Origin of the sequence: Plantibacter auratus, assembly GCF_050587365.1 — a bacterium.
In the GTDB taxonomy this organism is placed as follows: domain Bacteria; phylum Actinomycetota; class Actinomycetes; order Actinomycetales; family Microbacteriaceae; genus Plantibacter; species Plantibacter auratus.
Window position 1 is genome coordinate 1,415,139 of sequence record NZ_JBOBFV010000001.1, and the last position, 12,109, is coordinate 1,427,247.

The 12,109-nt window shown below is 62.7% G+C and carries 16 protein-coding genes; all 16 read right to left on the minus strand.

Annotation, left to right across the window (positions count from 1 at the left end):
- Positions 1–17: 17 nt before the first annotated feature.
- The 16 genes from ACQ3HE_RS06620 to ACQ3HE_RS06695 all read right to left on the minus strand — a co-directional run bounded on the left by ACQ3HE_RS06620 (position 18) and on the right by ACQ3HE_RS06695 (position 12,069).
- A complete protein-coding gene (locus tag ACQ3HE_RS06620; RefSeq protein WP_430891766.1) occupies positions 18–701 on the minus strand; it encodes a M23 family metallopeptidase in 684 nt (227 codons plus the stop codon).
- Between the two features lie 4 nt (positions 702–705).
- The gene (locus ACQ3HE_RS06625) at positions 706–1,278 is read right to left on the minus strand and encodes a hypothetical protein (protein WP_430891767.1); all 573 of its coding nucleotides are present in this window, start codon (positions 1,276–1,278) and stop codon (positions 706–708) included.
- Between the two features lie 55 nt (positions 1,279–1,333).
- Positions 1,334–2,143, minus strand: coding sequence for a hypothetical protein (locus ACQ3HE_RS06630; RefSeq protein WP_430891769.1), 810 nt, complete (start codon positions 2,141–2,143; stop codon positions 1,334–1,336).
- Between the two features lie 74 nt (positions 2,144–2,217).
- Positions 2,218–3,324 carry a hypothetical protein gene (locus tag ACQ3HE_RS06635; RefSeq protein ID WP_430891771.1) on the minus strand — a complete coding sequence of 369 codons (1,107 nt, stop codon included), beginning with the start codon at positions 3,322–3,324 and terminating at the stop codon, positions 2,218–2,220.
- Positions 3,324–4,232 carry a hypothetical protein gene (locus ACQ3HE_RS06640; RefSeq protein WP_430891772.1) on the minus strand — a complete coding sequence of 303 codons (909 nt, stop codon included), beginning with the start codon at positions 4,230–4,232 and terminating at the stop codon, positions 3,324–3,326. The genes ACQ3HE_RS06635 and ACQ3HE_RS06640 overlap by 1 nt, the downstream gene beginning before the upstream one ends.
- Positions 4,232–7,015: a phage tail tape measure protein gene (locus ACQ3HE_RS06645; protein ID WP_430891774.1), complete on the minus strand. Its 2,784-nt coding sequence runs from the start codon at positions 7,013–7,015 to the stop codon at positions 4,232–4,234. Before ACQ3HE_RS06645 ends, ACQ3HE_RS06640 begins: the two co-directional genes overlap by 1 nt.
- Before the next feature lie 25 nt (positions 7,016–7,040).
- The gene (locus ACQ3HE_RS06650; protein ID WP_430891776.1) at positions 7,041–7,424 is read right to left on the minus strand and encodes a hypothetical protein; all 384 of its coding nucleotides are present in this window, start codon (positions 7,422–7,424) and stop codon (positions 7,041–7,043) included.
- A 32-nt stretch (positions 7,425–7,456) separates the two neighbouring features.
- Positions 7,457–7,996, minus strand: coding sequence for a hypothetical protein (locus ACQ3HE_RS06655; protein ID WP_430891778.1), 540 nt, complete (start codon positions 7,994–7,996; stop codon positions 7,457–7,459).
- Positions 7,997–8,084: 88 nt separating this feature from the next.
- Positions 8,085–8,591: a phage tail tube protein gene (locus ACQ3HE_RS06660; RefSeq protein ID WP_430891780.1), complete on the minus strand. Its 507-nt coding sequence runs from the start codon at positions 8,589–8,591 to the stop codon at positions 8,085–8,087.
- Between the two features lie 65 nt (positions 8,592–8,656).
- Entirely contained in the window at positions 8,657–8,842 is a 186-nt protein-coding gene (locus ACQ3HE_RS06665) for a hypothetical protein (protein WP_430891782.1), read from the minus strand.
- Between the two features lie 3 nt (positions 8,843–8,845).
- On the minus strand, positions 8,846–9,250 hold the full coding sequence (locus ACQ3HE_RS06670; RefSeq protein WP_430891783.1) for a hypothetical protein: 405 nt from the start codon (positions 9,248–9,250) through the stop codon (positions 8,846–8,848).
- Entirely contained in the window at positions 9,247–9,630 is a 384-nt protein-coding gene (locus ACQ3HE_RS06675; RefSeq protein WP_430891784.1) for a hypothetical protein, read from the minus strand. Before ACQ3HE_RS06675 ends, ACQ3HE_RS06670 begins: the two co-directional genes overlap by 4 nt.
- Positions 9,627–10,037 carry a DUF6093 family protein gene (locus ACQ3HE_RS06680; RefSeq protein WP_430891786.1) on the minus strand — a complete coding sequence of 137 codons (411 nt, stop codon included), beginning with the start codon at positions 10,035–10,037 and terminating at the stop codon, positions 9,627–9,629. Before ACQ3HE_RS06680 ends, ACQ3HE_RS06675 begins: the two co-directional genes overlap by 4 nt.
- The gene (locus tag ACQ3HE_RS06685; protein WP_430891788.1) at positions 10,034–10,507 is read right to left on the minus strand and encodes a hypothetical protein; all 474 of its coding nucleotides are present in this window, start codon (positions 10,505–10,507) and stop codon (positions 10,034–10,036) included. The genes ACQ3HE_RS06680 and ACQ3HE_RS06685 overlap by 4 nt, the downstream gene beginning before the upstream one ends.
- Positions 10,508–10,662: 155 nt before the next feature.
- The gene (locus ACQ3HE_RS06690) at positions 10,663–11,580 is read right to left on the minus strand and encodes a phage major capsid family protein (protein WP_430891790.1); all 918 of its coding nucleotides are present in this window, start codon (positions 11,578–11,580) and stop codon (positions 10,663–10,665) included.
- An 18-nt stretch (positions 11,581–11,598) separates the two neighbouring features.
- On the minus strand, positions 11,599–12,069 hold the full coding sequence (locus ACQ3HE_RS06695) for a hypothetical protein (RefSeq protein WP_430891792.1): 471 nt from the start codon (positions 12,067–12,069) through the stop codon (positions 11,599–11,601).
- Between the last annotated feature and the right edge of the window lie 40 nt (positions 12,070–12,109).

The following is a 12,109-nucleotide window of genomic DNA, read 5'->3' on the forward strand; positions in this document are numbered from 1 at the left end:
CCGGGGTTGAGAGGAAGTCAGGACGCCGCGGGCTTCGGGTAGTCCTTCTCGAGCTCTGCCTGGATCTGGTCGAGCTTCAACCGCAGCTGCTGGTTCGGCTCGTTGCCGATGATCGCGAACCGCAGCTGGTCGATGACACTGTGAACGTGCCATGCGTGGTCCTCGACCCGCTTCTGCGAGTTGAGCACGAGGTTCAGTGCGTACCGGTCTTCGTCGTTGAACATGTCGTCCTCCTGGGCTGGTGTCGGTCGGCCGGCGGATGCCGAACCGGATGCTGCTGCGATGCGTGGTGCCGGGTCCTCGAGAGGCGTGTTGCCGAGAGCCGCAGCACGTGAGGACGATTCGACGGGGGTGAGGGTGGTGTGGATGTGTGCGCCGTCCCACAGCGACCCGGGGTTGTCGCCGCGCCCTGCGACCTCAGCGAACTTCGTCCCGGCAGGAACCCACCCGTTCGTGAACGACTGCACACCGCGAAGGTGCGCCCACCCGGCGTGCTTGCCGTCCGCAGCGAGACGTGCGCCGACGACGAGACCAAGCCCGGAAGACGACCCGACGTACTCGATGACCATGTCCTCGTACGCCACAACAGCGTCACCAGCGGAGGCGTAGAAGTCGACGCCTCGGTGACCGATCGTCGGATCGTAGAACGGGCCCTTAGCGCCGAACGGTGTCCCCTGTCGGGAATATGCGGGGTACGTCATGTCGTCACCAGCTCACGTCAGTGCGGAACGCGATGTTCACTCGCGCCGCAGTCGAAGTGGTGTTGGACACTGCCTGCGTGACGACCGTGCCGTCCGTGTTCACAACACCAGAGAAGAAACCCGTCGAACCACCCGACACAAGCACCCCGTTGAACCCAACAGGCTGCGACGGGCGGGCACCGACCGGGAGCGTGCAGATCACCACAAGGGCGGTGATGCCCGCCGCACGGGAGAACAGGGCGTCCAAACGGATCTCGTCCAGACGGCGAGTCAGAGAAGACCCGGCACCCCACGTCCACGCTGGGGCGGAAGTGTTCATCGTCGGAGCAACGAACGTTCCCCTGATACCTGCCGTGTTCACCCAACCCGTGTTCGTCCACGTGTACTTCTGGGCGACACCCGAAACCCACAGTTCCCGTCCTTCCCAGTTCCCCGACGACGGAAGGTCCATGACCATATCCACAGACGGGTCGAGACGATCCGACGCCGCATCGGACACCTTCGTCAGGTCAACGGCGAAGTTCGCAGCATCCGTGTTCGCGAACGTCGGCATGCCCTTCGCATCAGTACCAGCCATGCTTCCTCCAAAGAAAAACGCCCCCAAAGTTGGGAGCGTGGATGAGTGGGGCGGATCAGGCCCAAGAGATCGACAGGGCACCAGATGTTGAGGCGGGTTGCCATTCCATCCACCCCGAAGCGGACGCCTGCACAGACCCGATACCGAACGCGGTGCCCGACTTCATCGCGGCACCCCATGCGAGAGGAAGCTGCTTGTACCCCGACCCCTGCGACACCACGAACGTGTCCAGTGCGGAAGGTGGCGCACCTGCACGGCCACCGTCGGCGTGCAACGTCAACGTGACGTTCGACGACGGGGCTTGGTTCGCTGCCACCTGGATCCCGAACCCGGTGACCGTTGCGCCGGCCGGAACCGAATCGCGCACCTGAGTGCCGTACCAGTAGAACCCCGACCTGGTGTCCGACACGGAGAACGTGTTGTCCGACCAGCCGCCGGAACGCCAGGTTGCGGAGTCCGTAGCAAAGAACGATCGCGCCCCTGAGCCGCCGCCTGGGGTCACAGGAACCTCAGGGGTGGTACCTGTCTCATCAGCGGACGAAACACCCAGCACGACCCCGTTGGCAGCCCAGTGGAGCATCACCCTGGATGATGCGATAGGCGGTTCGCCCATGTAGGGGACGATGTACTCGCGCCCATCATCAGCAGCGACCGTCACACGACCAGAAGTCGCATCACCCACCGTGGTACCCGTCGCCGCGTTCGGGACCATCCCCAAACAAATCGGCTGACCACCGAGGAAACCAACCCACACCGCTTGCCCCGGGAACGGTGCTGCGTTGACCATCGGCATTGCCAGGCCCGCAGCACCACCGGCACCACCAACGTTGACCATCGCCAACCGGTTCGGCCAGTCAATGGACACACACACGCCCTGCGACAGCGACGAAGCGCCAGCATCAGAAGATGCCCGGTCGTTGGCCTGAGATTCCCCCAGCCCTACCATGTGTCCGAAGCAATCAGCTCGAGCGTCATCGAAGCAGTCGGGTCGAAGCTGTACCGCATCGCAGTCACCTCACCCTTCACCACACGACCCGACGCCGGATCCGTCACCTGCCCGAAATCACCGAGCTCGATATGCGGTTGCGGCAGACACGTGATCTTCGTGGTCTTCGACTGACGGGTGGACACACGCGCCAACACTGTCGCCGCCGCCTCATCCACCTTCGCCTGCGTGTCCAACAGTGGAGACGAATATCGGTACGTGCGGCCACCGATCGGACGTGTCACCGCAAGAGGATTCGACTCGTCCAGGATCTGCCGGAAAGCGACCAGGTCGTTGCCGCCGATCGACGACTTCACCTGCACCTGGTTGTAGAAGTTGTTCGACATTGAATCGTCCATGTCGATGACACCGTTGATCTCGAACACTGGTGTGGTCGACGTCAACCATGCATCCTTCACCCGGGCCGTCAACGCACCCTGACGGGTCATGTGCGGCACCCCACCGATCGAATCCAACAGTTCGGTGATCGCATCCAACCGGGACCGGTACGTCACCCCCGCAGGCACGGCACGGTCGGTGAGTGTCTGTACGATCGGGATCGGAGACAGCCGCCGGATCTCATCCCACACCGAGTTCCCGGCGACCGGACCCTCAGCTTTCAGGAAATCATCGGCGTCGATCTGCTCGAACCGGTCCGACAGTTTCAGCTCAGCAGACCAACCCACGACACCCAACTGCGACGGGTAACGCCGGAAATACTCTCGAGCGGACGGGATCTCCGTGATACGGAACCGTCCCATCGGGATCGACCACACCTTCGGGCCAACAGTCACCGTCCGCTCAAGCACGATCTCCTGACCGAACGGCGCCAACGGATCCGTCTTCCCCTTCGGCACAAACGAAGCCCCGTCGTTCGACAGGTACATGGACCCCTGCCCCTGGATCTTCGCGTCACCGTTGAACGACAACGACCCCGACTTCCAATCCGCCGGCACACTCTCAATCGTCGTCTTCGCACCGTACACAGCCGAAGCACGCCACCCAGGATCGTGACCCTCGTTCAACGCCTCCAACAGTTCAGGCTCAAGAGCAAGCACCATCAGACACCTCCCGGCGGGTTCCGCAAAGCATCCAGATACGTCAGGTAGGCGGCGTTGAAGTCCCCATAGGTGGGGAACGCGTCGTTGTACATCTGGTACGTGATGATCGGCACCTGCACATCAAGCGGCGAAGAATCCGTCTCGTCACCCTCAATGTCCCAACGCACCCACTCGCCACCCCACTGCACATCCTGAGGAACCTGCTTCACCGTCCCCACAACCGCATAGAACAGCGGAGGCAACCGTGACGGTGGCGCAGAACGCACCAACACCAGCGTTGCGTCGAGGATGCCGTCGAGCTCATCAGCCGCTTCGATCGTGCGCGTGTTGCATACCAGCGGGATGCCCTCGAGCTTCCCCGCCAACCCCATCAACGTGATGATGCGGCCCGACACGTTGTGCTGCTCATACGGGCGCTTCCGAGTCAGCACGCCACCGAATTCAGAATGCCCATCCACAGCGATCGACGAAGCCGGTGCCAATGGGTCACTGATGACCACCTGATCGCCGGGCCAAGCAATCGTCACCGTCGCCTCATTGGTGATACCCAACGACTCGCCCGAAACGTCGTACAGTTCCGCCCGGTACGTCACCGGGATACCCAACGGCACCTCATAGTCGACGACCACGAACGCCCCAGACGCAGGCTCACGCAACGCACCCCGCACCGTCGTCTGGTACTTCCCAAACAGACGGAACAGGGTGATCGTCGCATCCTCCGGGACAGCCGACACAGTGACCTGCACTCGAGGTCGAGACAGGTCACCGAACGGAATCGCCGTCAACAGGTTCACGGGGATCTCGTACAACCCCGGGATCGACGTCTCACTCAACCCGACCGTCGAATACAGGCCCGGCTCCATCTCAACCAACCCTGCAGGAACATCTACCAGACCCTCATCGGGCATCAGATCCTCCTAGCGCCGGCACGAGACCGATCGGATTCTTGAGCGAGACGGAACTCGACCGTCTCCCCAGCGACACCCTGGATCATGCCGATCAGGGTTCCGTTAGACGTGACGATCGGCGCGTTGAAACTGACCTGCGGTGCGGCGACCATGTACGGCGCAGCCTGAGACCCAGGCCCGTTCACATATCCGCCCTCAGCGAACCCAGGGACACCGAGACGACGACCGGTCTCCCCCCAAATGTCCAGCGACCTCGAGCGCTTGGACGGCGCCAGAGGAATGTACGACTCACCGCCCGTCTCCGGCTCGCCCCACACCCGCCACGAACCAGCCGGGGCGATCTGCGCCACATGGTTCTCGCGCATCCCGCCATTCGCGTAGAAGTCCAGAACGCCACCATTCGCCTGAGCAACCGAAGCGCGGCCATCCTGCGACCCGCCTGAGCTTCCGCCAAAGAGCGGCATTCTGCCAACCAGTTCGATCACTTCACGCATTGCCTGCTTCACGCGATCCAAGTTCGCCACTGCCGCATCAGCGCCAGTCAACGTCACCGCGGTAGTAACCGCCGCCGGGGTGGCAATGAGCTGATTCGCGTACCGCTCAGCCGCCTCGCGCGACTCACCCAACGCCATACGCGCATCGATGATCCGCTGCCGGCCAGCATCCAAAGCACCAGCAATCTGCTCTGTCGTCCCACCAACCGCGGCAATAGCTGCCGCATTCTCATTCGCCGCACGAGCGGCAGACAGAAGCGAGTTGGCAGTGTCGCTGCCAGCCTGAGTCGTCACGTCGAGCGACGCGGAACCCGAGTCCAGGTTCTCTTGCAGATCACGGAGCGCATCGTACAGAGCGACCGTGGTCTCCTCGAGATCGAACTGAGCCGAACCGAAGTTGCGGATCTCCTCTGCCAGCTCCGAGATTGAATCGGTGGTATCGGACGCGACCCCAGCGAGCTCCTCGAGGGACTGCGCCTGAGCTTCGGCCGACTCGGTTGCCCCCTCGTCTGCCTCCTGCTTCTGCTTCGCCGCCTCAGTAGCATCCTCAATCGACGATGCGCTGCCCTTCACTGTGTCGTTCAACAGCTTCGCAGCCGTCTCGTACTCGTACGTGTTCAGGCCAGTGCGCTTCAGTGCATCAGCGAGCTCGGCGTTCGACATCTTCGTGACAAGAGTCTGCTTGGAAACCTCTTCGAGAGCGTCAGCATTTCCCAACGCCGCCGCGGTAGCGACATCGAGGCTGATTCCCAGTTTCTCGGCAGCGTCGTACGCGGACCCATTGTTCATCCAGAGGAAGGACTGCTGCGCTGCCAGGTTGCCCTTCACCATGTCGCGTGTTGCGTCAGTGATCCGCCCGGAAGCTGAATCCATCGTCCCCGCAAGAGCTTCCGTCCGTGCGGCAGCCTCAGCCTGGGATGCTCCGAACATGGTCAGAGCGGCAATGGCGATACCGATCGCGATACCCCAAGGCCCAGCGAGGACGCCCATCACGCCACGAGCAGCGCCAGCAACAGCCGGGAACGCCGTGTTCAGCGTCGCAAGCGCCAGACGGAACTCGACAACCTTCGGGACCGCGAGCAGGAATGCCCCGCCCGCCAGACCGATAACCGCAACAAGTGCACCTACCGCGAGAAGACCGCTCTGCACTGGGGCAGGCAAGGCGTTGTAGCCATCGATCAGGCCAGTGAGTGCCTGGATCATGTCGCGGAGCACATCATTGCCGCCCGAACCCGTCTGGATCAGAGCAGTGTCGAACGCGCCGCCGAGCGCTTCGACGTCACCGGACAGGTTGTCGAGACGCATCGCAGCAGTCTCGGCCGCGTAGCCGGTGTCATCAACCTTGTCTGTCCAGTCTGCGATACCTTCAGCGCCCTGGTTGTAGATGACGGAAGCAGCGCGGACAGCGTCTGAGCCGAAGATGACACCGAGAGCAGAGTTGCGTGCCTCGGGGGTCAGGTCCTTCAACGACTGCTGAAGGTTCCCGGCAAACTTTTCCATACCGATGAACTGGCCCTGCGCGTCGTACGCGGAGATGCCAAGCTCGTCCATCTTCTCTTTGGCCTCGGCGGACTGCGGGGTGAGGCGCTGCAACATCGATTTGAACGACGTGCCGGCATCAGAACCGATCAGGCCGGCCGATGCGAACGCCGCCAGGGTTCCCGTGGTCTCCTCAATAGAGAGGCCAGTCTGAGACGCAACAAGGCCACCCTGGTTGAGGGCGCCGGCAAGCTCCTCAACAGAACCCTGCGCCTTACCCGCACCAGCAGCAAGAAGATCCGCAATGTGGGGGACGTCGGAACCGGCGACACCGAACTGTGTCATAGCAGTAGCGGCGATCGCTGCGGCATCGGCAACACCGAGACCGCCAGCAGCGGCAAGGTCGAGCGCGCCGGTCAAGCCGCCACCCATGATCTCAGCGGTCGAGATACCAGCCTTCGCCAGCTCCTCGATCGCGTTCGCCGATTCAGTTGCGGAGAACACGGTCGTAGCGCCAGCCTCGATCGCCGCGTCACGCAGCAGGCCCATGTTCGCGGCAGACTCGTGCGTTGCCGCCTGCACATACGACATCGACTGGTCGAACTCAGCGAACTTCGCAATCGCCACACCAACACCCGCAGCAGCAGCGAGGCCGATCCCCGTAAGTCCGCGTCCAACGGTCTCCGACTCGCCACGGAACTGGGTTCCGAGACGCGTCGTGGCGGCCTGAGCCTGAGACATTCCCGCAGTGAAACCCTGAACATTCGCGAGCAACCGCACCATTACTGTTCTGTCGGCGATGATCACCACCCCCAACTAGTCAGTGTTCGATTGGTTACCGGTCCTCGCGGCGCACCGACCACATGCGGCCGGCGTCAGCGTTCTCGCCCGAATACGCAGGCGCGGACTGCGCCTGCTTCAACGCCTCGCATGCGAAGCAACGCGACGGCGGGTCGACGACGTAACGGATCGACCCGTCACGGTTGTCAGGGTTCGCGTCCATCGACGTCGACTCCGACAACAGGTGGCCGCACGGGCCATGACGGTCAGCATCAATCGCGTCGAGCGCTGCTAGGAGCTCGTAGGACTCGGCGTCCCACTCGGACTCAGTGCGGCTCGTGGTCTCGACGAGCTTCCCGTTCTTGTACTTGTGCTTGGTAACCGTCTTCGGCTCCCACCCCCACAACCTGCGGGGTGCGATACCGAGCTGACGGGCCAACCTCACATCACGATGTAGCCGAGGGGACTCCCTCAGCCTCGCGACAAAAAATCGACACCACGTGCGCCCTGAAGCCGGTTGACCTCGATGACGGCGGCACCGATGCGGTCATGGTCGCCGTCCGTAAGGGACGCGATGATCTTCGTCCACTGCTCGTCGGTGATGTCCTCGAGCGTGCCGTCGTCCTCAACAGACTTCGCGGTGCGCTTCGTGACGAACGTGAAGAAGTCTTGCGTGTTGAATCCCCACTTCGCGTCGCCCGCGTTGTTCTTGCGGGGCGGGTTCTGGATGACGAACTTGTTGTACTCGCCGTACGGGACCGCGGTGATCCGCAGCGTCACCGTCGCGACAAGCATTTCCTTCTCGATCGCGGTGATCTGCTTCTGCAGATCAGCAACCGGCGACGAACCCAGACGGGTGTCCTTCGCCGTGTCATCACCGCGCGACTTGAGAGCATGCACAAGTTCGGCGTGCAACCTGTCACGCTCGGTGTTCAGCTCGCCATTCAGGCAAACCGCGACATCCTTGAACGCGAACTTCTGGGCGGCAAGAGCCGCATCAATCTTCGACATGTGTATCTCCCACGGTTCCCACGGTCAGAAAGAGGAGCCTGCTGCCGTCGCCCGTGGGCACACACGACGGCAGCAGGGGTCTAGAGGGTCAGGCGACGATCTGCTGGAAACGCACGACCGGGCCGGTGATGAAGAGCTTCTGCTCGATGCGGTCCACAGCGTTCGCTTCCGGCGCCATGACACGCTGCACGCCAGCCGTGTACGGCCACGCCTCGTACCAGTCGCCGACCGCGAACGCCTCATCAGCAGGCTTCTGGACACGCTTCACAGCGACACCAGTGGTGCCCTTCTCGAGAGCGAGACGAGCCTCGTCATCGGCCGGCACGTCCAGGTTGAACGTGTACCGGATCGTCAGGCCAACACCGGTCTCACGGCCGGGCTGCTCGAAGTCCTGGATCGTGCACAGACGAGAGTCCGTGATCGTCCCCTGATCTCCGGTCGTCGCCCAACCGTCACCAGTCAGGTAGCAAGAGATGTCCGTGCTCGAGGACGCGTTCGCCTCAGTGAGCTTGATCGCCTCAGTGTCAGCCGCGGTCGTCAGAAGCACGACCTTGGTGTTGCCGTCGACTGGAACTGAGGCAGGAGGGTTAGCCATGGTGGCCCCTTTCATTCGCGCCCACGGATGATTTACTGGGATCACACCGACGAAGCCGGTGAGTCTTAGGAGCCGTCAGCCTCAGGCTTCGGCGCTCGAGGTGTCTTGACGTTGTGCTTCGGCTTCCGAGGGAGCAGCGACGGCTCGAACCGGGTGAGCTTCACGTGCGCGTCCTCACGGAACTGCGACGGCAGAATGTCGTACTGGTGGCCGGTGTCCTTGTCGCGGACACGGATGAACTTCGCACGCATCATTTACCCCTTCGGAGTGGAATGGAGATCGAACACATCAACAGCCGTCCACAACGTGACCTCACCGTCACGGTCAGGACGCACCGGTTGGGACGCTTCGGCTTTCATCGGCCAACACGAACGGCCAACAACGGTCGGGCGGAAGTTCATGAGCTGCGCATACACCCGCTCAGCAACCGCCTGAGCCTGGTCAGGACGCTCACCAACCGCATGAATCATGAACGAGAAATCAGCGGCAATCTGAGCAAAATCCAACCGCTCAGACGACCACACAGCCTGATCCGAATACACGACCACATACGGCACCGGCGTCTTATCTGGCACCACAGAATCGAACGTCTTCAACGCCAGAACCGGATCCTCACGCAACCGCGCCAACACCGCAGCCTTATGCGCACGAACAGTCACAGCAAATCACCCACGGCACGCGACAGGCCCTCCATGAAGTCCGCCTCGTTCGCTTTCAAAGCTGGCCCCAGGTGAGGGATCGGCGCGTTGTTCGACGTCCCGTACTCGAGGATGTTCCCGAGCGCACCCTGAGGCCCACCCTTGTCCGGCCCGATCTCCGCAGCCGTCTGCTGAAGACCAACGTGGATGTCATACGTGATCGACTGCGGGTAGTACGGGGCGTGAGCAAGTCCGCCGGCCAATGACCGCGCCTCGTCCTTCACGTGCCTGGCCGTGACCTCAACCGCCTGCCGCACGTTCTGAGCACCCCGGTACCCAGCGCGGCCAAGATCGGCGCTGAGTGCCTGCAAGTCGGAGAAATCGAACTCGATGTCACTCATGAGATCTCCTTCACAGGCAGACGGCGCGCGGTAGCTAGCGACTGATGGTGGAAGCCTTCAACACGGAACCGACGCCCCACGAGAGACGAATCGAACCGGGCCGCGGTGATCGTGGCAATGTGTCCCTCTTCGACATCGCCGGAAGTTCCAATGGGAAGCGAGATCGTGGCGCGCTGGGCCGTAAGCAACTGGCCCGCGACGTCGAGCTCGGAAGACTCGGCATTCTGGAAGCGCACCCGGCAGGGGCCTTCGTAGGAGACGATCGGCGCGTCCGTGTACTCGAGATTCTCCTCATCGAGCACAGTCCCAATCTCGTCGGTGGTGATAGAGCAGGCGTCGAACATCATGCTCACGGCAGCAGCCTGCAGTTCAGGTAGCGCCGCGGCGATGTCCTGCCCGAGACTCACAGCTCGCCACCCTCGTAGATGGGCGTGCCGGCGATGTCCACCCCGCACGAGCAGTACAGGGCACCGAACATCGACGCACACCACGGAAGATGCACACTCGCGAACCCAAGCATGTCAACCGAGAACGCGCCGGACACCTCGTCGGACAATCCTAGGAAGTCCCACCATCCATCGACGGTGACTCGTCCTTTGCCCGACTGGAAGGTCTTCGACGTGGAGCCGTCGTCCACAGATACGGTGACCTGCGTTGCGTCGTCAGGCTTCTTCACATGCGAGACGACGGCCTCGCGGATGGCGTAGTCAACCTTCGCCTCACTCAGCTCCCGAGGCGGCGTGAACGACGTCCTACGGTCCTCAATGAGCATCTCTGCGTCGGCGATCCACATCTCCCACTGCTGCTCAGTAACTGAGCCAGGTTCGGGGGCGGCCTGCCCAAGAGCAACCGCAATCATGCTGGGAGTCACAGACATGACCGCCCCCTTTCCCTAGTTAGGACTCGTCGGACTTCTTAGGACGACCAGGACCACGCTTGACAGTGCCGTCAGCGGGCTCCCACCCATCCGTGAACCGGTCATCCTTCGAGTCGTCAACCGAGACGACCACGCCGGTGTTCGAGTTCTTGAACCTAGACATTCGCGACCGCATCCTTCACCGTCGCGAACGCGTCGAGGTCCATGACCGCCCAGCCGTAGACGATCTCCGCGCGAAGAGCGATCTGGTTCTTGCGCTTGAGGTCACCGAGACCGTCCGGGTCGCCGTAGCGGATGAGCTCGACGGGAATGTCCTTCTGGACGCCCCAGCGGAACGCATCCCACTGACCGACGATCGCCTTGACGTTCGTGTTCGCGGAAGCCTCCGGGAGACCCGAGACGGTGCTCGAGGAGAACGCAGGAAGGCCTTCGAACGCGGTGACGTTCGAGCCGAAGCCGAGCTCCGGGTACTTCTTGCGGCCGTCCGCGTAGCGCGACGTTGCGATGGTCCACGCGTACGTGGGATCGAACGCGACACCGTTGGGGATGTACCCGTCAGCGATGACCAGACCGGCAGCCTGCTCGATCACGAGGTCAGGGGTGGTCAGCGTCGCCGTGGTGATCTCGACCGAGTTGGTCGTGGTCGCGATGCGGTCGCCAGCGACGATCGAAGCAGCCACCGTGCCCGCGAGCGGGTTAATGCCGTGGAAGCCACCGAGGTCGAGGGCACGCGCGAGCGCAAGACCACCCTCGTCAGCGAGCGTCTGCAGCACACCAAGCTGGTACGCCTCGTCAGCCCACTGGACTTCCTCGTTGAACCGCATCGTCACCTGGAACTTGTGCGGCGTCGCGACCTTCGTACCGAACGTGCCGTTCGTGTCGGCCTTGTTGGCGCCTTCAGCGACCAACTCAGCCTTCGGGCGACCGGTGAGGGTCATGTAGGTGACCTCACCGAACTGCTGCGGCTCAGAGTCCGACAGGACCGCGATCGCAGAGCCCTGCTGGGCCTTCTTGAACATGCCGGCGGCGATGTTCTTCGGGAGGGTGATTCCCGAGGTGGCAAGAACTGCCATGATGATCTTCCTTTACGTTTAGTCGCGCGGCGAGAACAGCTCAGTCACGAACGCGGAGTCCGTGCTGGGCTGAGGCCGCGGCGAGTTGCCTTCATTGGGGACGTGCAGCCCGTTGCTGCCCTGATCTCCCCGGAACTGGATGAGCGCGTCCGCGAACTTCGCCAGATCCTCAGCGCTGCCGCTGGCAGGACCAGCGAGCAAAGCAGTGGGGACCGACTTAGTTGCGGCCACTTCGGCACGTGTCGAGCGGGCCTCGAGCTCCTCAGCGCGCTTCTCAGCAGCAGCGAGCCGTTCGGCCGACTTCTCGGCTTCCGTCTTGTCTCGGTCCTCGAACTCCTTGAGGCGCTTCTCCGCGGCAGCTCGAGCTTCGCGCTCAGCTTTCAGTGCGGACAGCCCCGTCTCGCCCAGAGGGGCATCCTCGACCGTCTCAGTCGTGGTTTCGGGGGCTTCAACAGTCTCGGTAGGTGCATCGGTGATCGTGTCGGACATCTTGTGCCTTTCGTGGGGCGGCATCGCGCCGCGTGAATCC